Annotated in this window: 18 protein-coding genes; 1 reads left to right on the top strand and 17 read right to left on the bottom strand. The window is 56.8% G+C overall.

Annotated features, from left to right (window positions below; genetic code table 11):
- Positions 1-99: 99 nt before the first annotated feature.
- The 8 genes from KI379_RS22185 to KI379_RS22150 all read right to left on the bottom strand — a co-directional run bounded on the left by KI379_RS22185 (position 100) and on the right by KI379_RS22150 (position 7,055).
- Positions 100-495, bottom strand: coding sequence for a VOC family protein (locus tag KI379_RS22185; RefSeq protein WP_212985146.1), 396 nt, complete (start codon positions 493-495; stop codon positions 100-102).
- Between the two features lie 187 nt (positions 496-682).
- Positions 683-1,066 (bottom strand): hypothetical protein, encoded by a 384-nt coding sequence (locus tag KI379_RS22180; protein ID WP_212984935.1) that lies wholly within the window; start codon positions 1,064-1,066, stop codon positions 683-685.
- 51 nt (positions 1,067-1,117) lie between these two features.
- Entirely contained in the window at positions 1,118-2,446 is a 1,329-nt protein-coding gene (locus KI379_RS22175) for an MATE family efflux transporter (RefSeq protein ID WP_244867494.1), read from the bottom strand.
- Positions 2,447-2,601: 155 nt separating this feature from the next.
- Positions 2,602-3,081, bottom strand: a complete 480-nt coding sequence (locus KI379_RS22170) for a DUF6530 family protein (RefSeq protein ID WP_076172624.1) — start codon at positions 3,079-3,081, stop codon at positions 2,602-2,604.
- Between the two features lie 2 nt (positions 3,082-3,083).
- Positions 3,084-3,428, bottom strand: coding sequence for a GIY-YIG nuclease family protein (locus KI379_RS22165; RefSeq protein ID WP_076172621.1), 345 nt, complete (start codon positions 3,426-3,428; stop codon positions 3,084-3,086).
- 240 nt (positions 3,429-3,668) lie between these two features.
- On the bottom strand, positions 3,669-5,219 hold the full coding sequence (locus KI379_RS22160; RefSeq protein WP_076172618.1) for an extracellular solute-binding protein: 1,551 nt from the start codon (positions 5,217-5,219) through the stop codon (positions 3,669-3,671).
- A gap of 37 nt (positions 5,220-5,256) precedes the next feature.
- Complete coding sequence (locus tag KI379_RS22155; protein WP_076172615.1) at positions 5,257-6,147, bottom strand: carbohydrate ABC transporter permease; 891 nt, start codon at positions 6,145-6,147, stop codon at positions 5,257-5,259.
- Entirely contained in the window at positions 6,141-7,055 is a 915-nt protein-coding gene (locus KI379_RS22150) for an ABC transporter permease (RefSeq protein WP_089550423.1), read from the bottom strand. The genes KI379_RS22155 and KI379_RS22150 overlap by 7 nt, the downstream gene beginning before the upstream one ends.
- A gap of 403 nt (positions 7,056-7,458) precedes the next feature.
- On the opposite strand from KI379_RS22150, the gene KI379_RS22145 reads away from it, so the two are divergent.
- The gene (locus tag KI379_RS22145; RefSeq protein WP_212984934.1) at positions 7,459-9,723 is read left to right on the top strand and encodes a helix-turn-helix transcriptional regulator; all 2,265 of its coding nucleotides are present in this window, start codon (positions 7,459-7,461) and stop codon (positions 9,721-9,723) included.
- 82 nt (positions 9,724-9,805) lie between these two features.
- On the opposite strand, the gene KI379_RS22140 is transcribed toward KI379_RS22145, so the two are convergent.
- The 9 genes from KI379_RS22140 to KI379_RS22100 form a co-directional block, all read right to left on the bottom strand.
- Positions 9,806-9,994, bottom strand: a complete 189-nt coding sequence (locus KI379_RS22140; protein WP_212984933.1) for a hypothetical protein — start codon at positions 9,992-9,994, stop codon at positions 9,806-9,808.
- A gap of 1,397 nt (positions 9,995-11,391) precedes the next feature.
- Complete coding sequence (locus KI379_RS22135; RefSeq protein WP_244879403.1) at positions 11,392-12,639, bottom strand: N-acetylglucosamine-6-phosphate deacetylase; 1,248 nt, start codon at positions 12,637-12,639, stop codon at positions 11,392-11,394.
- Positions 12,640-12,649: 10 nt separating this feature from the next.
- Complete coding sequence (locus KI379_RS22130; RefSeq protein ID WP_089549246.1) at positions 12,650-13,423, bottom strand: glucosamine-6-phosphate deaminase; 774 nt, start codon at positions 13,421-13,423, stop codon at positions 12,650-12,652.
- 38 nt (positions 13,424-13,461) lie between these two features.
- A complete protein-coding gene (locus tag KI379_RS22125; RefSeq protein WP_212984932.1) occupies positions 13,462-14,352 on the bottom strand; it encodes a sugar phosphate isomerase/epimerase family protein in 891 nt (296 codons plus the stop codon).
- A 212-nt stretch (positions 14,353-14,564) separates the two neighbouring features.
- Complete coding sequence (locus KI379_RS22120; RefSeq protein WP_212984931.1) at positions 14,565-15,503, bottom strand: Gfo/Idh/MocA family protein; 939 nt, start codon at positions 15,501-15,503, stop codon at positions 14,565-14,567.
- Between the two features lie 19 nt (positions 15,504-15,522).
- Positions 15,523-16,548: a Gfo/Idh/MocA family protein gene (locus tag KI379_RS22115; RefSeq protein ID WP_076172984.1), complete on the bottom strand. Its 1,026-nt coding sequence runs from the start codon at positions 16,546-16,548 to the stop codon at positions 15,523-15,525.
- Positions 16,549-16,770: 222 nt separating this feature from the next.
- Positions 16,771-17,631, bottom strand: a complete 861-nt coding sequence (locus KI379_RS22110; RefSeq protein WP_145138815.1) for a MurR/RpiR family transcriptional regulator — start codon at positions 17,629-17,631, stop codon at positions 16,771-16,773.
- Between the two features lie 101 nt (positions 17,632-17,732).
- Positions 17,733-18,524: a hypothetical protein gene (locus tag KI379_RS22105; protein WP_212984930.1), complete on the bottom strand. Its 792-nt coding sequence runs from the start codon at positions 18,522-18,524 to the stop codon at positions 17,733-17,735.
- A gap of 60 nt (positions 18,525-18,584) precedes the next feature.
- Positions 18,585-20,732 carry a hydantoinase/oxoprolinase family protein gene (locus KI379_RS22100; protein WP_212984929.1) on the bottom strand — a complete coding sequence of 716 codons (2,148 nt, stop codon included), beginning with the start codon at positions 20,730-20,732 and terminating at the stop codon, positions 18,585-18,587.
- Between the last annotated feature and the right edge of the window lie 37 nt (positions 20,733-20,769).

The raw sequence follows: 20,769 nt of genomic DNA, 5'->3' as shown, positions 1-20,769 counted from the left end.
CAGCAAAAAAAGACAGCCGATCCTCATGGCGGCTGCCTTCCTTGAACTGCTTTATCTGCTGCTTCCCATCGTTATATTTGCCGGGTTTCGTTCCCGCCATTACAATTTCGTGATCATCCACGTTACACCGAACCGGTCAATGACCTCACCATAATAAGCGCCCCATGGCTGAAGGGCAAAAGGATATTTGCTTTCTCCGCCCTCACTCAGCTTGGCATAGGCCGCTCTGGCTTCCTCCTCATCGGTATATGTTAAAGAAAGACTGACGCTGCGATTATACGAAACCGGTTCAAACGCGTCGGACAGCATCAACGGATTCGTTCCCGCCACCGTTACCGCCAAGTGCATCACTTTATCCTTCATCGCCTCAGGCGCTCCGGGCGCGTCTCCGTATGTACTGACAAACTGGATTTCCCCGCCGAGGGCCTCGATATAGTAATTCGCCTGGCTTCTTGCATCCACCGACATCAGATAAGCGTTCATTTGTGCTCCCATATTGTTCAACAACCTTTCACCTGTTTTTTGTCTTTACATTAATTCGACGAATGCATGTCGGCGAAATCGACACGGAAGCAAAAAAATATTCAAAAAAATTTTTTAATACAAAAAAAGAGCTGCTTCCACGGTCATCTTCGCCCCGTTCGAGCAGCCCTTCAATTATAGTTAACCATCTGATTTATTTTTAAGGTTGAATGGATGCACCGGTCGCATACCATTTGCCGGATTTGAGTTGGAGTGTCAGCCGGACCGGCTCCCTGAACCCGAAATGCTCACCGGTATACTGCTGGGTCACATAAGCCAGAGATACGCCGAAGAAATGCAGCGGAAAGACGAAGCCGATGTAGTGAACGGCGGGGTCATACGCATAATCCTTGTCCGTCATGCCTCGCTGGACCGGATGGATGTCATGATAGACAGCCTCATCCATGTATTCGGTATAGCCCGGATCCCCGCTCATGGCTGCCACCAATATCCGTTTCGTATCATGGGCGATCCAAGCCCCAAATCCGATGTACGCAGCCACAAAAGCGATGATCAGCGATAACGCTAGCCTTTTCCCCTTCATGTCGGTCCCCCCTTGGTTATTCCAGGTTCCGCAGTTCTGAAGTACTCCCTGCTAGTGAACGAGCCGCGTAATCTGCTTCTTTTTCCATGAGAAGCGGTAGTAGCTGTACACCAGAATGAAGCTGGCAATGAACGCCGCCGGATATCCGATCCAAATGCCTTCGATGTCAAGGCTTGTGTGGTACGAGAGCACATAGGCCACAGGGACCTCTACGCACCAGATCGACACGATGTTGAAGACCGTCGGCCACAGCACCGTGCCGCTGGACCGCATCGTCGCCCCGTAAATCTGCGTATGGCCGAAGATAAGGTAGCTCCACAGCGTGATCATGAGCAGCCGGTGGGCGATGTCCAGCGTATCGCCGCTCGTAATGAACCAGGACAAAATATGCTCCGAAAACAGGTACACCGGGATAATGATGATGGCCCCAATGATATAGTTGAGCATAATGCCCACGCGGATGACCTGTTTCAGCCGGTCCAGCTGACCGGCCCCGATCGACTGCGCTCCCAGCACCGATACGGTCATGCCCAAGCTGATCGCCGGCATCTGGACGTAGCTCGCCACCTGGTTCCCCGCGCCGTAGGCGGCGGTTGCGTCCGAGCCGAACCGGTTGACGAAAATAATGACCGCTATCTCGGACAGCGACACCAGAATCATGCTGATACTGGACGGAATGCCGAGACGAAGCAGCAGCTTCAGCATTTCCCGGTCCATCCCCAGGTGCCTCCGCACCGAAGCGTCGAACTGCAGCGGGTGCTTCTTCCAGCGAAGATACCAGAGCATCGCGATAAAGGTCACGATCGTGGAGACGAGATTCGCGTAAGCCGCGCCGTACAGGCCGAGCTTGGGCAGCCCGATCCAGCCGAAGATCAGCACGGGCAGCAGAATCAGGTTCAGCGCCGTACTGACGATCAGAAAATAAAACGGCGTTTTCGAATCGCCCGTTCCGCGCATAAATGTCGTATAGACTGCATACAGGAACAAAAACGGCAGGCTCCAGAACATGATGCGGGCATAATGTACGGAAATGTCGATGATGTTGGACGGGGTTCCGATCAGAAGCAAAATGTCCTCGGTAAAGATGCCCCCCAGCACCGCCAGGACGATGCCGAGGATGACCGTGAAGGTCAGCGTCGTGCCGACGACCGCCTTAAGCTTCTCCTCGTTGCGGGCACCGTAAGCCTGGCCGATCAGAATGGCACTGCCCGAGCCGATCCCGATCACAAAGGATATGACCAGAAAAAATAACGGGAAAAACGCGGATATCGCTGCCAGTGCCTCAACCCCGATCCAGCGCCCCACGACGATGCTGCCGACCAGCTGGCCGACGGACTGCAGGGCGTTGCTCAGAATAAGGGGGATAAGGAAGGCGATCATGGCCCGCAGTACCGTATCCTTCTTCTCGGGAGCACCCGGCCCCGGCCTCTCGGATGGCACGGCACCGGAGGCGCCTTTTAAACCTTGCTCGGTAGAACTCATGTAAAACCATCTCCTTTAATGATCATCCATTTGAAAGGTTTCCGCATGCTCATTCAATATCCCATGTCCTTGAGCAGGCGGGACAAAATGCGGAACCGCTCACCCAGCAGCTCGCCGTCTTCGTTCAGCGCTTGGGCAAACAGCTTGATATCCTCGTCGATCATCGGATTGTCCGTGCATACCGCCACTTCCATGGCGTCCCCCTGCACCCCTACCCGGTCGATGGTCGCCTCTTCCGGGTCATACAGCTTGGGATAGCGGTACGCCTCGCTGAAGTAAGCGCTGCTGCGCAGGATCAGAATGGCCAGATCCAGCACCCGATGCATCGGAAGCTCTTCGGATTGGCGCGACCACTTCTCGCCGGTATAACGCCATACCTTGGCGGAAATGTCCACCTTTCCGCGCTCGTTCCACTGGGCAAGGCCCAGGGACAATCCCTTGGCATCCGTGCTGTACGCCTTTCTGCCGTCGATGTTTTCGTAATTCTCGGAAACGATGACCGGTTTATGTTTTAACGTTGTTGGGATCCTCATGGTTAGATCATCTCCACATTTTCTAATTTATCTTTCCAGATGTCGCGCAGGAGCTCCAGGTCCTCCGTATAGTCGGTTTTGGACTCATCCTTGTCGTAGGCGAGCGTGTCCACAACCTTCACTTCAAACTGGCTCTCCCCGTATTCGTTCCATTCCCGCTGCAGCTCCTTGCATTTGTGCAGGCCAGATTTCAACATAAACTGATGCCGGTTCAGCATGCTCTTCATATCTTGCGTAAAACCCAGATAGATGCGTCCGGAAGGGACACACTTGAGCATATATACGCCCATTTGGGGTTTCATTTCTTTGTATTGGGCGATCAGCTCTGCCCTGCGGCTTTTATCCATCCGATTCATCTCACTTTCCCGATTAATATTTAGTAATTTACTAAATCAGTAATTTACTAAATAACTAGATCATTTATATTACAGATATTGTATCCTGTCAAGGAATTTGGAAAACCTTAGGGATGGAATATCGGCATCCGCCCTTTTGCGATAGGGAAATTGCCTTGCATTCAAATGCAGAAAAAAAGCACCCGGCCGTTAGCCAGGTGCCTCAGAGAATCGGCGCAGCCTCGCGCCTTCCTATTTATTTTCCAGCTTCGCCTGCTCCACCCGCTGCTGCGCCGCCGTATAGGTGTCGATCAGCTTTTGGACGCCGAGGCCGTTGATTTCCTCCACATATTTATCCCACTCGCTTAATTTCCGCGTGCCCAGGACGAACTTGGAGAAATTCTCTTCGCGGTATTTCTTCACAGCCTGCCCGGTCACCGACAGCACCTCGTTCTCCGCGTCGGTAAAGGCCGGTTTCGGCTGCATCGCCGGCGGATCGTATTTGGCCGCTTCCTCATAGGCCTTCTTCAAATCGTCCGAGAACAGCGACAGGTGCGCGTTAAAGTCGATCCACGTGTACGTGCCGCTCGTCTGCAGACCGGTCTGCTTCCGCATTTCCGTCACGTCGGTATACTCCGGCTTAAATTTCTTTTCCCCGTTTTCCACCGTATAAGTCTCGCCTTCCTTGCCCCAGCTGCTTAAGTTTCGCCCATCTTCACTGTAGAAAAAGTCCATGTACTTCATAATTTCGTCTTTATGCTTGGAGCTCGAGGCAACGGTCAGACCGCCCTCAAGATAGTGGAAATACGGATTCAGCTGTTTCATGCCCGGCAGTCCGGCCGGCGGCGCCATGAACTGCAGGCTGTACTCCGGATTATCCTTGCGCATCGCGTTGTTGAAGAAGTCGACGCGGCTGATGTAATCGATTGTCACAAAGGATTGGCCCGTGGACATGACGTCCTGCCACTGCTTCGTCTGGATCGACAGGAAATCCGGCGGAATCAGCCCTTCCTCGTAGAAGGTATGCCACATCTCCACCATTTTCTTGTAGTTGTCCTCGGTCGGTCCGAACTTCCACTTGTTGTCGTCAAAATCGTAATACACGTCCGTGCCCGTATCGAAGTTGGTCGTCAGGTTGGCGTACATCTCATCCGGAATTTGCCCGAAGCGCATCGACAGCGGATAGCTGTCCGGGTACAGCTGCTTCAGCTTTTTCAGTACCTGGTGCAGCTCCTCATAAGTCTTAGGCGGCTGCAGTCCGTTTTTCTTGAACACATCCTCGCGGTACAGCCAGATCATCCGGTTCGTCTCCCCAAAGCCCTGGTTCGGGAACATATACATTTTGCCGTCCGCAGACAGCGCGGCCTTGGCTTCCTCCGGATACTGCTCCATCCACTTTTTCAGGTTCGGCATTTGGTCGACATGGTCCAAAATGTTTTCCAGCGCGCCCTGGTCCCCGTATTTGTTGGAGTCCCTTCGGCTCGACATATACATGAGGTCCGGGAGATTGGCCGAGGCCATGACGAGGTTCAGCGTGTCGCTCAGCTTGCCCGAAGGCGTCTGCACGTTCAGCGTGACCCCGGTTTTCTCCTGAATCCACTTCCAGATCGGCCAATCCTTGCTGTACGGGAAGGTCGCATTGTTGTCGAGGAGAGCCGTTAAGGTGACCGTCTCCTTCTGTCCCCCGGTTCCGGCATTTGGTGTCGTACTCGTCTCTTCCTTCTTCCCGCTGGTGCATCCGGCTGCGGCAATGACGATCAGCAGTGCGGCCAGCAGCGCTGAAGCGATCTTTCTTTTCTTCATTCGTTTCGCCCCTTTGATCAAAATTGGAACATCACAGTTATCCCTTCACCGCGCCGATCATCGATCCTTTCACAAAATATTTCTGGACGAACGGATATATGATCAGGATCGGAATGGTGGATACCATGATCGTCGCAAACTTCAGCGAATCCTCGACCACCATGTTGTCCCCGCCGATCTGCGTTACCTGCCCGGAGCTGACGCTTCCGGCAAGCACCAGATTGCGGAGGATGACCTGAAGCGGGAACAGGTCGGGATTGCGTAAATACAGCAGCGGATTCATGAAGTTGTTCCAGATGCCTACCGCATAGAACAGCGAGATCGTAGCGAACACCGGCTTGGATAACGGCACGATGATGCGGAAGAAGATGCCGATGTCGTTCAGCCCGTCGATCCGTCCCGATTCCTCCAGCTCCTTCGGAATACCGCTGAAGAACGTCCGCATCAAAATGAGATTCCACGTGCTGACCGCTCCCGGCAGTACCATGCCCCAGATCGTATCGACCAGCCCGAGCGAGCGGACCACCAGAAACGTCGGGATCATGCCCCCGCTGAAGAACATCGTAAACACGATCAATAGCGTAAAGCCTTTATGAAACGTCATGTCGCTCCGGGACAGCGCATAAGCGCCCATGGACGTAATGATCATCGCAATCGCCGTGCCCAGCACGGTGTAGATGATCGTGTTCCGGTAGGCCGACCAAATTTTTGGGTCTCCCAGCACCAGATCGTACATCCGGAGATTAAAGCCTTTCGGCCACAGCGTGACCTCTCCCTTCATGACGTACACGTCCCCGCTGAGCGAAACCGCAAGCATGTAAACGAACGGATACAGCGTCACGGCGGCGACACCGAGCAGAATCAGCGTATTGACGATGGTAAACAGGCTGATCCTGCGGCGGCCGCGCACCTCCCCTGCACTTACCATAGGCTGGTTCCCCCCAGTCTGCGGCTGATAAAGTTGGCCGAAAAAATAAAGATGAAGCTGATGACCCCCATGAACAGATCAATGGAAGAGGCATAGCTGAAGTTCCCCTGCTCCATCCCGACCCGGTACACATAAGTGCTGATGATGTCCGCCGTGTCGTAAATGGCCGGGTTATACATCAGAAATACTTTCTCGAAGCCGATCTCAAGCACCTTCCCGATATCGAGGATCAGGATGATCATGATGGTCGGGGCAATGCCGGGCAGCGTCACATGCCACAGCTTCCGCCACCGGTTCGCCCCGTCGATGCTGGCCGCTTCATACAGCTGAGGATCGACCGCGGTCAGCGCCGCCAGGAAAATGATCGTCTCCCATCCGATGTGCTGCCAGATTTCCGACAGGACATAGACCGGCCGGAACCATCCCGGCTCCATCATGAAGTTGACCGGCTTGCCGCCGAGCGCGGTAATCAGCTCATTGATGATCCCCCCATTCGGGGACAGGAACATGATCACCATGCTGGCCACGATGACGTTGGAAATGAAATGCGGAAGATAGCTGACGGTCTGCACCCATTTTTTGAACACGGCATTCCGGACTTCGTTCAGCAGCAGGGCCAGAATGATGGGCGCCGGGAAGCCGAAGACCAGCTTGTAAACGCCGAGCAGCACCGTGTTTTTCATCAGCACCCAGAAATCCGGGTTCTCGAAAAACATCCGGTAATACTTGAAGCCCACCCACTCGCTCGCCCAAATGCCCTTGAACACGTTGTAGTTTTTGAATGTAATCACGAGGCCGAACATCGGTGCATACTTAAAAATTGCGTAATACAGCAGGCACGGGAGAAACAGCAGCCATAAGTATTTGCTTCGTCTCCAGGCCCGCTTCAGCCTGCTCTGCATGGTCATGCCGCTGCGGCGCTTTACGTTCAGGCCCGGCAGGCCTGCTTCAACGATTCCCGACACTTCCGATTGTGCTTGTTTCACCCACATGCGCACCTCCCTCTTTGGTCATGGGCCGTGAAACCCTGTACCCGAATCATACTTGAACGCTTCTCCATAAATAAATCTGCACGTTTGTGAGGATATCCCCTTTTTCCGGGGTCAGCCGGAAGATTGTAGAGATACCCGAAAAGGTGAATATTGTTTGAATGCGAAAATAAATCTTATGATATACATAGATTGAACTAAAGAAAGGAATGTTCTAGGCATCTATTGGGCCGTTATAACAGGAAGTTCAATGCAAAACTTTAGTTCAATCTATATAGGTAACAGAGCGCACACTGCCGGAGGTGTTCAAGAGATGTCACTCATGCTGACGAAAAAACTGGGGTATACGACGCTTTTCACAAAATTGCTGCTTGGATTTCTGGCCGTCATCTTGCTTCTTGCCGCCTTCAACCTGGTTTCCTTCTTCTATTTAAAACGCCAGATCCACCAGGAGATCGTCAAGTACAACGAGCTGAGCATTAATCACGCGGTGGAGGGCTATGAGGATCATTTTCGGCTGACCCGGGAAATGGTGCTCGGTCTGAACCAGAACAGCCTCTGGGCGACCCACATCAATTTGCTCCGGCATGCCAGAGTCAACAAGGCTTACGGCTACGTCAACGACGTCATTGCCGAGATGAAGCAGCTGTACACGAATCCCTTCCTTTATATTGACAACCTCATCATTGACTTCCGCAGCGACGCCTACGTCATCGAGAAGGACGGGACAAGCAGCGCAAATGCGATGTTTAGCACGTATTACATTAGCCCTTCCTACCCGCCGGAGTTTTGGGACCGACAGTTTGACGAATCGTACGCCTACCGCGTGTTTCCGGCTGCCGCCTTTACCGAGAACACGGCGGGCCACACCGTGTCCAAAGGCGTGCTGATGCCCATGATCATTAAAATGATGCCTTACCGCGACATGTACTTCATCGTCATGATCGATGCCCAAAAGCTGACGCAGGACCTGCATGTGTCGATCAGCGACCAGTTTTATATTTTGAATGCTGACGGGCAGCCGCTCTACCAGACGTCGGCCGACATCAATTCGGGTCTCGTCACTTCGTTTGACCCGGGCCATTCCTATATGCAAACGAAGGATTACTATTATTTTTATAAAAAGGGGGCCGGCACGGGCTTCACCTATGTCAGCCGGGTTCCGGTCCAGAGCATTTCCGGCCAGCTCCTCAATCTGAACCTGATCCTGCTGTCGCTGCTCGCCATCGTCGGCGTCCTGATCGTGCTCACCTTCCTGTTCAGCCGGCGCATGCACCAGCCGATTCGGCTCATCGTCGACGAACTGAAGGGCTACGAGACCGACGCAGGCAGCGGCACGGATAACGAGCCCGTTCGCGAAATCGAGCTGATCACGCGAAAGATGCACCACATGCGCATCTCCCACCAAAGCATTTCGCGCGATCTGGCACGCAAAAACTCCATGCTCCGGCATTACGCCTACACCAACAAGCTGAAGAACATCCATATGAACCTGAAGGAGATCCAGGAGCTGACCGATACGAGCCTGCCTTACGTGGTGGTGGTCTACCAGGTGCTGTTTAAGGATGCCTTCGAGCATTATCAGCAGAAAACGGGTAAAGGCTCTTATTACCTCCGCGTGTACGTCGACAATGTATGGCGTCAGGCTTTTCCCGATGCCGTCACGATCCAGACTGAGCCCCATCAGATCCTGACGCTGCTGTTCCTGCCCGATCCGGAAGCGGATCTCACCCCATACATGCAGCGGCTGCTGCAGGTGTTCTCCGTGGACCGCGACAGCTATCTCGTCACGATGGCCCATGGAGCCGTTCAGCCGGCGGGGGCGGACTTCACGGCTGCGTATGAGCAGGTCCAGGAGCGGCTGAAGCTGCGCCGCCTGGTGGATGAAACGCAGTGGATTCGGCCGGACGCCCCTGACGGCGGAGCGCGAGGCGAGCGCTATCTCAAAGCGATGTGGGAGCAGGAGTTCCAGACCCGCCTGATGAGCGGCAGCGAGGAAGGCATGCAGGAGTGGGTCCGGCGCAGCCTGGACCAGCTCGAGAAGAAGCAGGCGGTGGCCAGCGACTACCGGCAGTTCGCCAAAGATGTGGCGGGCGAGCTGGATAAAGCGCTGCGCCAGATTCCCGCGGCCGCATCGGCCGATGCCGGCGGCCGCCTGGCGCTCGAGGAGACCCGGCGCTTCTACTGCCGGGCGCAGTACGAGCGCTGGTTCGCGGACCTGCTGCACCCTGTGCTGCAGGGAATCCGGCGCAAGACGGAGGAGCATGATCCGATCACATCGTTCGTGACGGAGTATATGTGCACGCATCTGGACGAGGACATCAACCTCGACATGATGGCCGACAAGCTGAACATTACGTCCGGCTATCTGTCGACGTACTTCAAGGAGAAGACGGGTGTCAATTTCAGCGATTATCTGAACGACCTCCGCATCCGTACTGCCAAGGAGCTGCTGCAGAACCTGGATCTGCGCATCCAGGACGTGGCGGCCCGGGTCGGCTACCGCAACGTGAACTCGTTCATCCGCATGTTCAAGCGCCATGCGGGCATTACGCCTGGGGAGTATCGGCGCAAATATGCATCGTAGAGGGGAGTGATGGCGGGCAGGCTGGGTGTGAGCAGCGTGGTGCAGGCAGGCGTCCGGTAAATGACAGCTCATAATAAAGCTGTTACCTCGGCGCTCGGGTCGACGCTTCGTTGGCATTGATGCTTGCTGATGCTTCGTGGTACTTCGGGTGCTCGAGTGACGCTCCGTGTACGGATCGTTCTTCGTTGGTACTTCGATGCTCGATTGGACGCTCCGTGTACGGATCGTTCTTCCGATCGCTGTTGTCTTTGGATTTCTTGACCGGAAACATAACAAGGGTGAAATCCAAAGACAAAGGCGACCGCTTCGCTTCTCCAGATCGATTCCGCCCACTCCGCTGGGTCGAGGTTGGAGTTACGGTGCATAAAGATTAATGGCATGATAGGCCGCCGAACCTCAGCAGGGCCTGCCGCCATCACATGTGGGTAAGTAAAAACCCCCACCCGGTCTGCGTATCCGAGTGGGGGTTCATGTTTTGGGCAACCCGCGCTAAGCTTGGGGCTGGACAAGACAAAGGCGGCCGCTTCGCTTCTCCAGATCGATTCCGCCCACTCTGCTGGGTCGAGGTCGGAGTTACGGTGCATAAAGATTAATGGCATGAACGGCAGCCGAACCTCAGCAGGGCCTGCCGCCATCACATGTGGGTAAGTAAAAACCTCCACCCGGTCTGCGTATCCGGGTGGGGGTTCATGTTTTGGGCAACCCGCGCTAAGCTTGGGGCTGGATAAGACAAAGGTGACCGCTTCGCTTCTCCAGATCGATTCCGCCCACTCCGCTGGGTCGAGGTTGGGGTTACGTTGCATAATGATTAATGGCATGAACGGCCGCCGAACCTCGGCAGGGCCTGCCGTCATCACATGTGGGTAAGTAAATAACCCCCACCCGGGCTGCGTATCCGGGTGGAGGTTCATGTTTTGGTTCGGCCCGCGCTAATCTTGGGGCTGGATAAGACAAAGGCGACCGCTTCGCTTCTCCAGATCGATTCCGCCCACTCCGCTGGGTCGAGGTTGGAGTTACGGTGCTAAAGATTAATGGCATGAACGGCCGCCGAACCTCGGCAGGGCCTGCCGCCATCACATGTGGGTAAAGTAAAAACCCCCACCCGGGCTGCGTATCCGGGTGGGGGTTTTGTTTTAGTCAGCCCGCGCTAAGCTTGGGGCTGGATAAGACAAAGGCGACCGCTTCGCTTCTCCAGATCGATTCCGCCCACTCCGCTGGGTCGAGGTTGGAGTTACGGTGCATAAAGATTAATGGCATGAACGGTAGCCGAACCTCAGCAGGGCCTGCCGCCATCACATGTGGGTAAGTAAAAACCCCCACCCGGTCTGCGTATCCGGGTGGGGGTTATGTTTTGGTTCAGCCCGCGCTAAGCTTGGGACTGAGTATTGGCCAGCGATGCGTGCGTGGTGCGTGGACTAGGGGTATGGTGCGAGGTGAGTACATCGTCGGGAAGATATGGCCATGACTCATGGTGCGAACGTCATCGGGTGGAGATGGCCGCGATGTGTGGTGTGGGCATATCGTGTGGAGCAGTGCATCGCGTATCGCGCGGGTGTCATCAGGTAGAGAGAGCAGCAGCGTGCATCCTGCGGGCGTTATCGTGTAGAGGCTACGGCGCGTGGTGCTGGAGCTATCGTGTGGCGATGGAGAGCTTGCACCGCGCGGGCGTCATCCCATGGTGCCGGCGTCTTGCGCATCGCGGGCGTCGTACTTCAGCTGCCCGCGCTTATAGGTGCGAAGGATGCGGATGCCCGCCGCATCCTTGGTGAAGAGCGCCACGTCCGCGGGCGCGCCGGGCGCAAGGCCCTGGGCCGCGGGCAGGCCCAGCAGACCCGCGGGGCGCACCGAGGCCATCGCCCATGCCTCGCCGAGGCTGGCGATGCCCCGCCCCGCGAGGTGCGCGATGCCGGCGGTCATGGGCAGCGCCGAGCCCGCAAGCAGCGCGGGCTGCCCGGCCAGGTGCAGCCGCCCTGCCGGCGTCAGCGTGACGCGGCCGCCGATATGCGTGTCGTACGTGCCGGGCGGCATCCCGCCGAAGCTGACGGCATCGCTGACCAGGATCAGCCGCTCGCCCTTCACCTTGGCGGCAACGCGGAGAAAAGCGTCCGGCAGGTGAAAGCCGTCCGCAATCACGCTCGCCCACAAGGGCTCCTCCGCCAGCTGATCCCATATGTAATTCGGGTGGCGGGGCAGCACCGGGTGGGCGCCGTTGCCCAGATGCGTGGACATGCGCGCCCCGGCTTGAACGGCCGCCTGGATCTGGGCCGAGTTGGCCGCAGTGTGGCCGATCGAGACCAGCACGCCGCTTCCCGTGCACCGCTCGATAAAATCCACGGCCTCCGGCCACTCCGGCGATACCGTGACGATCCGAATCCGCCCTCCGGCAGCCTCCTGCCAGGACTGGAACAATCCCCAATCCGGCGCCCTGACATACTGGGCGTCATGGGCCCCTCTCGGCCCGTCTTCCGGGGAGATAAACGGCCCCTCCAGGTGAATTCCCGCCATATTGTGATTGGGGTCCGTTTCGCACACTTCGGCAATCGTGCCGAGTCCGCTGCGCAGCGCTTCATCGCTGTTCGTAATCAGCGTGGGCAAATACGAGGTAACGCCCTCCGCCCACAGCCTCTCGTTTAACTGCCGGACGGTGTCCGCCTGCAGCGGATGGGTGTTGAGATCCAGCCCTGCGTAGCCGTTAATCTGCAGGTCCACCAGTCCGGGTCCGATGAGGGGCAGCTCCTGCCCGCCCGTCTGTGCCCTGGCAACCCGCCGGATCTCCGCCTCCTCCGGTGTCCCGAGCACCTCGTACCCGGCAATCACCCCGCCTGCCAGGGTGAGCCGGATATGCTCCCCGGTCAGGGCATGAATGCCCTCCAGCCGGGTCAGGGCGTCACGGCCGCCTGCTGCCGTAGGTTCCATGCCGCGGCGGTCAGCCTCCATACGAATCCCGGTCCAGGTATAACGTACAGTTCGGGTGCTCCCGCAAAATGGAGGCCGGGCAGGCGGTCGTGATCGGTCCCTCCAGCGTCTGCGTCACCGCGCTGCGCTTCGTCGGGCCCGGCACGATGCAGAACAGGCGGCTGCCGGAGAGAAGCGTAGGAATTGTCAGCGTCATCGCCGTTTCGGGCACCTCCCGGAACCGGTCAAAGCAGCCGTCCCGAACCTGCTGTTCCCGGCACATGTCGTCGAGCTCGACGATTTTTACTGTCTTCGGGTCGTTGAAATCGGCCACCGGCGGATCGTTAAAAGCTAAATGGCCGTTCTCCCCGATGCCGAGGCAGACGATATCGATTGGGGCCTCCTGCAGCAGTGCCGCATACCGTTCGCACTCCGCAGCGGGATCGGCGGAGCCGTCGATCAGGTGGACGGTTCCCGGGCGGACCCGGGAGAACAGCCGGTTATCCAGAAAAGTGCTGAACCGCTGGGGAGCATCGTCGTCCAGTCCGATATATTCGTCCATGTGAAACGCGGTCACCCGGCTCCACTCGATATCTTTATCCGCTGCGAGGTAGTCCAGCAGCTCGTTCTGCGACGGAGCCGCGGCAAACACGATCCGCAGGCTGCCCCGGTCCGCCAGGATCGCCTTCATTGCTTGGGAGACATCGGCTGCCGCCGCTCTTCCCATCTCGTCTCTCGACGCGTACTGCCGGACCTGAAGACGGTCCTTCCACCACTTTTTCTCCGCCAAACGGGGACTGGGCATGATCATTCCTCCTCCATTAATTTACGAACCGCTCTTGCTTATTGCTTGCTAATTGAAATGGAGCTCCGCTCCAGCAGCTCAAACAAGGAATTCAGGCAGTCGATCGTCGCCTCTTCCCCTCCCTCGGAAAAAGCATATCCGGCCGGGCGCTTGAGCTGCTCTTCCGTCAGGCTCGACTGAAGCCTGTAGTGGGTTTCGACCACCAAATAGCCGTCATACCCCTCTTCCACCAGGCGGCGCAGCAGGCCGGCGTAATCCACCTGACCTTTTCCGATCGCCACCGCTTCGGTATGATCTCCCTGCTTCACCGCATCCTTCAGATGGATGTGGCAAATCCGCCCCTCCAAAGCATCATAGCCGTCAGGATAAGGGACCTCCTGGTCCGGATCCCACAGGTCGTTGCCCGGGTCATACAATCCTTGAACATAAGGCGAATCCACCGCCCGGATCAGAGCTGCGGCTTTAGCCGCATTGGAGGCGTAGACCGCCGGATCCGCTTCCAGCGCGTAAATGACGCCATGCTGCTCCAGGATCGGCACCACGCCCTTTAATTCCCGGACAATATCGTCGAATGCCTCCTCCAGCGGGCCCTCGGCCCAGAAGCTGAAGCCGCGGACATGCCGGGTGCCGAGCCGCTGCGCCAATTCCGCATAACGGGTCAAAATTCCCCGGTGTTCGGCTACCTCTTCCGTATTCCGGAGGTTGCATTTAAACACCGGGGCGGATAAGCCGCTGACCTTCAGGCCAGCCGCCCGGATCGCCGCACCGATCTCCTCTATGCGTGAATCGCTCAGCCGGTACAGCTGCTCTCCGTCCACGGAGCGCAGCTCCAGCGCGGCCAGCCCGTACCTGCGGGCTATGCGGATCGCATCGGCGATGTCCTGGGAGATTTCGTCGGTAATGACGCCCAGTTGAAAAGCCGCATTCATGTCGCCCTTCCCCTCCTTTCATCACCATGATTCATCGTCTGTGCAAAATCAGATCATTGCACATCTTCTTGCATGTTTCAGATAACCCGTTATAGACTCCCAGGGTGCGTTTCGTCCAACCGTCATAGTCGGGATGCGGCAGCAGTATCTATGACACCGAGCCGGGAGAACCTGGACGGCTTTTACCACGCCGCAAGAAGCAAGCGGCAAAATCAGGAGCTGGCAACCGAGCTGATGCCCGTATCCAGCTTCACGGTTCTGCCGGTCTCCCGGCTTTCGTTGGCCGCCTCCAGAAACGCGATGACTTCCAGCGTCTCCGTCATGTCGATCGGAGCCGCGCCCGTTTGGAACATGCGGATCACTTCCTCCAGCATGCTGGCATAATACGGCTTGCCGTCCGCATACACGTCGACATGTTCAGTCCCCTGCTCACGGTGAATCAACGCTCCGAAACGGCGGTTGCCCTTCCGGTTGCCGCGCAGCGTTCCGACCCGGCCGTCCTCCCATACACCTACGGCCAGATCATGGTCGGCATTCGTGGTGACCGTGACCTCTTTACACCCTTTGCCCATGCTGCGGTACAGCATATCGGCGGCATGAATGCCGTACCAGTAAAAGCCCGGCTGCGTGGACTGCAGCTCCATGGGGCCGTAGGTATCCACCCCGATGATGTTCCCCTGACCGGCTGAGTCCAGCGCCCGGCCCAGGCCTTCCGACCAGCGGACGGAGGAGCAGCTCATAAGCGGAATTCCGTGCTCCTGTGCCAGCCGGTAAATCGCCTTGGCGTCACGGGTCGTGACGGCAAACGGCTTGTCGATAAAAACCGGCTTTCCATAAGGAACGATCTGCCGGAACTGCTCCAGGTGCACGCGCCCGTCCACGGAGAGCAGCAGGATGGCATCGGCGTTTTCGGCTGCCTCCTGGATGCTCTGGGCAATAGGGACGCCGCTGTTGTCCCTGACTTCAGCCGTGAATTTGTCCACCCGCCCGATACTCAGTTCAAAATCCGGCGATCCGCCCGGATAGGCGGCCGTCACTGTCCCGCCGCGCACATGGTGCGGGTGATCCGGATTGTTCAGCAGCTCGGCAAAGAGCGGCGCATGCGACGTGTCCAGCCCAATGATTGCGATCTTCAGCTCTTCTGTACTCATTTCCGTTCATCGCCTCTTCCTACAGTTTGATTTCCTTGCCCGTACGCGAGGACTCGTAAATGGCCAGGATCAGGTCTACCGATTTCCTCGCTTCCTCTCCCGAGATGAGCGGCTCACGATCCTCCCGCACCGCCTGAATCAGGTCGTCGATCAGAATGTAGTGCCCGTCGGAAGAAATGGCATTCGGGTCATCCGCGCCTTCGGCGGAGCCTTCCGACACGAGCGGGGCTGCATCACCGTCAACCGTTTTCCATACTTTAAAACCGCTGTCTCCGTAAATGATCGTCCCGTGCTCACCGTGAATTTCAAAACGCGGCTCCTGGCCGGGATTAACCGACGTCGTTCCTTGGATGACCCCAAACGCCCCATTCTTATATTTCAAAACCGCAACCGCTGTATCCTCCACCTCAATGTCATGAATTAACGGAGCCGTATAGGCAAAGACGCTGTCTACTTCCCCCATCATCCAGCGGATGATGTCGATGCCGTGCACCCCCTGATTCATGAGGGCGCCGCCTCCATCAATGGCCCAAGTTCCGCGCCATCCGGCGCTTTTGTAATATTCCGGGCTGCGGTAGTACTTCAAGTAGGCGTCACCCAGCACTAATTTACCAAGTTTGCCTTCGTTAATGGCCTTCTTGGTCAGCAGTGCATGCGGTGTGGTGCGTTTCTGGAATACGGTGGCCAGCTTGACGCCATGGCTCCGGCAGGCTTCGATCATCTCGTCCATGTCCGCCTTGGTAATGCCGAGAGGCTTTTCGCACAGCACATGCTTGCCTGCCTCCGCCGCGGCGACGGTTGCATCCCGGTGGCCTCCGCTGGGCACGCAGATGCAGACGACGTCCACGTCACACTCCTGAAGCATTTGCCGGGTATCCGTATATACGTGGGCCGCTCCGAATTCCTCTGCTATTTTTGCCGCTTTTTCCGGAACGGCGTCTACGACCGCCGCCAGCTCCGCTTCCGGATGGCTCACGATGGCTCTCGCGTGCAGAGGGGCGATCACGCCGGCTCCAATAATGGCAAAACGCATTTTTTTGCTCATACCAATCTCCTCCCGGTGGGAACCACCTGTAAGTTTACAACCCCATTCTAGTGGGACCCGTCTCCACGGCCAATCGCCCATTCTGCGGCTTTGCGCACAACTTTGGCGTCATCCGCAGGATCGAAGATGAATCCGTAAAGATGTATATGACAGCGCTCTCCGGGACTTGACCGTAAGCCAACAAAAAAAGCGCCCCCTGCCCTCCGGCAGGAAACGCTCTTCTTACAAAAAATAATTCGTGATCGACTGGTCGCTGGCCAGAAGGCCTTCGCTGTCCAGCTTCTTTTTCAAATACTTTTTATCCGAGGAAATAAACACGCTCATGATCAGATCGACCACGAACAGGAACGTAATATGATTGGACATAAAGGCGCTGTTATTGACGGATATTTTATCCGGGACAATAATATCGACGGCCGCGTTCTCCGTAATTGGCGAAGCGTCGTAGCAGGTGATCGCGATCACCTTCGCCTGATTGACCCGCGCGATGGATACCGCATCGATAATTTCCCTCGTTGAACCCGAACGGGAGAAAGCGATGACCACATCGTCCGGACCGCACTGGGAGGCGGCGATCTTCATTTCCCTGCTGTCATTGATGGCTTCCGCCATCTCGCCGATAATCGCCAGCCGGTTACGTAGCGCCATCGCCGCCAAAAACGAATCGAACAATCCGATGACCACGATCCGGCGGGCATTCTTCAGCAGATCCACGACCTGGTTCAGCTGCTCCTCCGTCACGAGCGCGGATGTATTCACGATCAGCTCATTATAATCCAAAGCGAGCGCATCAATGGGATTGATCTCGCGTCTTTCCTTCTTCTTCGCCTGCATATCCCGGTAGAACGCGTCCTGGGCAAAGGCAATCTTGAAGTCGTTGAAGCCTTTGTAGCCGACCTTTTTGCAGAAGCGGTTAATGCTCGTCTCGGATACGCCGATCTCATTCGCAATCGCCGTGATGGTATTGCGGGTAATAAACTCCGGATTATGAATGACAAAGTTGGCGATTTGATTTTCGCCGTAGGTTAACTTTTGGGTTTGCGATACGATTTTGGCGATGACGGCCGGAACCTGTGAAGACATGTGACCTCCTCCTGACCTACCTGTGGGAAAATAGCTACTCCGGTAACCCCCGCTAGCACACCCCATTATATCATACAAGGGAAGGTATTTAGAAAACGATGTCACAACGCCGCCGCATGGCCGCTCTTCCAAGCCTCGACTTCCCGGTAAAAGGCTTCTTCGCTTAAAGAACCGGTTTGGATCAGGAAGGCGTAATCCAGTACGTTCGGCAGGAAAGGCAAGCCCATCATCTCCTTGCAAAAGGCGTGGGCAGCGATTTCGCTGCACTGAACAACGCTCGAGCGCTTCACCAGCCTCCTGCCCAGCCGGAACACCTCGACCGGCTCCAGCATGTCGTTCGTAAACTGCCCGGCCCGGTACTCCACATAGTGAAAAAATTCATGCGCCAGGTGGATATCGACCAGCCGCTCCAGCTCATCGTCCTGAGGGGCGGGTGGGCGCTCCGAATGTGGATCTGGCGTGCGCTCTGACGGCTGCAGCGCATTGCCTGGGCCTGATTTCGCGTCCGCCGAATGATTTGCCTGTTCTCCTGGGCTCATGACCGCCCGGTATGCATCCGCCATACCGCGAAGAGATGCGGCGTAAACGACCACCTCCGGCGGTGTTTTGTTAAAATCGATCTGCGCCCGCAGAGAGAGCTGATGAAACGTACCGGAGCGGTCGGTGATTTCGTAGCGGAGGCCTTCCCTGCGGTACAGCTCGCGGATGGACATGCCCCGGCAGGCCTGTGCCGCTTCCCTGCCCCTTTGAAGCGACCTGTCCACATAATAGGCCAGGCGGTCCTGGGGAATTTTGCGGTACAGCGGGTCCTTGGTGAGCTCCGCATGGGCGAGCAGCTCATCGGTCAGTCCAAGTTGTTGAACATTCAAACCGTATCCCTGGAACTCCGGCATGCCTTTCATCCCCCTCCTCGTGTTCTAACCTTGATCTATCTCTTCATCTCTTTAGCTGTTCTATTGGTACGCAATGACGATCATTTCGTCCTCGGACTTCAGCATCTCCGTTTCAAGCGTGAGAATCGACAGCAGCTGCTCCTTCGTCTGCATGCCGGTCAGATCCAGCATTTTCTCCTTATAAAAGGCAAACACCTTCGGGATCGTCGCGTTGGCGTCAGAGTAGATCGTATTGTCGTCCAGAAATTCGTTAAGCCGGTCATCAGCCGCAGCTTTCGTCACTTTCGTAAATTGGACGCCGCTCTTCTTGAAGCGGACAACCCCTTCGCGGTCCAGCACGGCGACGTAGTTGACCTTCTTCTTCATCAGGCCGAACAGGGACTTCTTCGTCTGCTCCGCTTCGAACAGACTCCACCGTCCGCTCTGTGCCGCCAGCCGGGTGTTCTCCGGCGATTGGTCGACCGAGCTGGCCGCGACCGCCGTCATTTCTTCCAGCGGCATCGCCTGCTGTCCGAGGTCTTTGGAGCGCAGCTCGGTCGAGCCGGTTGCGATAGCCCGCAGAATGTTCTTCTGGCTGTCGATTTCTATCGTAACCTCAACCGTCTCCTCGCTGGCTCCCGATTGGACGATCCGCTCCACGATGTCGGCCCGGATCCGCTTGATATCCTCTTCCGTCGGATTGACGACGGTCCGCTCCAGCTGTTCCTTGACCATGGCCAGCGCCACCCCGATCGTGGAGACGTAAGGCGCGTTGCTGGCGATCTGACTCTTAAAGCCTTCCCGTTCGGCCATCGCCGGCACCAGCACCGCCCCGCTGCCACCACCGCCAACGAGCGTAACAAAGGCCCGGTCCAGCTCATAATCCTGGATCATTTCATTTACGGTTTTCATCGTTTTATCGATCGCAATGTCCATCACCTTGCGCGCGGCTTCCTCCACGCTCAGACCGACGTGTGCGGCAAGGGCTTCCCATGCTTTTACTGCCGCTTCCTTGTTACCATATGCATAGTCGCCCTCCGGCACGTAGCCGAGGATGTTGGCTGCACCCGCCAGCGTATACGAGAACTCCCGTCCATTTCCGCACTCGCAGATGGCGTATTCGGCCGGATCGCCTTCCCGGGGGCTGACGAATTTCACTTTCGGACTGACGATTTCGTCCGCCGGTGCAAACGCCTCGTACTCCTTGCCGGCGATGTGCGCGCTCCGCGGGCCGACGTCAGTAATTTTGCCGCCGGACACCTTGATCATGCTGCCGCCGGCAATGCCGAGCGTGCGGACGTCCAGCGACTGCAGGTACGTGCGGTGGCCGCCGACCTGGGCGTTCTGGATCATGACCTTGCCGTTTTTAATGACGGAAATGTCCACGCTCGTTCCGCCGACCTCGAAGAAAATGCCGTCCGAAATTTTCTCATACATCAAAGCGCCCGCCACCCCGGCCGCGAGGCCTGACAGCATCGTCAGAATCGGGCGCTTCCGTACCTCATCGATGCTCATCACGCCGCCGTCGCAGCGCATGATCATCAACTGGGACTGGATATTGGCGTTTTTGACGGACTTCTCGGTCATGTTGGCCGTTTCCATCATTTTCGGAATCAGGGATGCGTTAACGACCGCCGTCCGCGTCCGCGTCTTCAGCCCGTACAGCTGGGAAATTTCGTGGCCGCCGGTGGCATAGATGCCCTTGCGGTTCGCCAGTTCAATGACCCGCAGCTCATTGGTCGGATCGTCGACGCTGTACGCCTCGGAGGCGACGATGACTTCGGCCCCCTGCTGAACCAGGGCGTCGATGGCGGTTTCAATGTCTGCGTCAGTGAGATTTTTGGAGTCGAGGAACGTATGATATGTTTTCAAAAACTTGCCTGGCGCCAGCTCAATATCCCCCGGATTGGACTCGGACCTTGCGCTCATGCCGTCGAGTCCCGTGCCCATACCGATGATGCCTACTCTGGCCACGTCCCCTTCGAGCAGGGCGTTGGTCGCCTGGGTTGTCCCATGGGCGATAAATGTGACATCCTCCGGGAGAATGCCCTGGCTCTCCAGAATCCGGTTCAATATCTGCACGATCCCTTTCGCCACACCGTCCTCATCATGGTGCGTCGTCGGGATTTTCATTTTGCCGATGACTTCAAACGTTTCGTTATCGATGACGGCCGCGTCCGTAAACGTTCCGCCGACGTCGATGCCTACCCTTACTTTTTTTCTCTCCATGTTACCCTCCTGAAGTCAGGACAGGGGAAGGCCCGCA

It is taken from the genome of Paenibacillus cineris, from assembly GCF_018333335.1.
GTDB lineage: Bacteria > Bacillota > Bacilli > Paenibacillales > Paenibacillaceae > Paenibacillus_AQ > Paenibacillus_AQ favisporus.
This window is presented reverse-complemented; position numbering and strand designations above follow the sequence as displayed.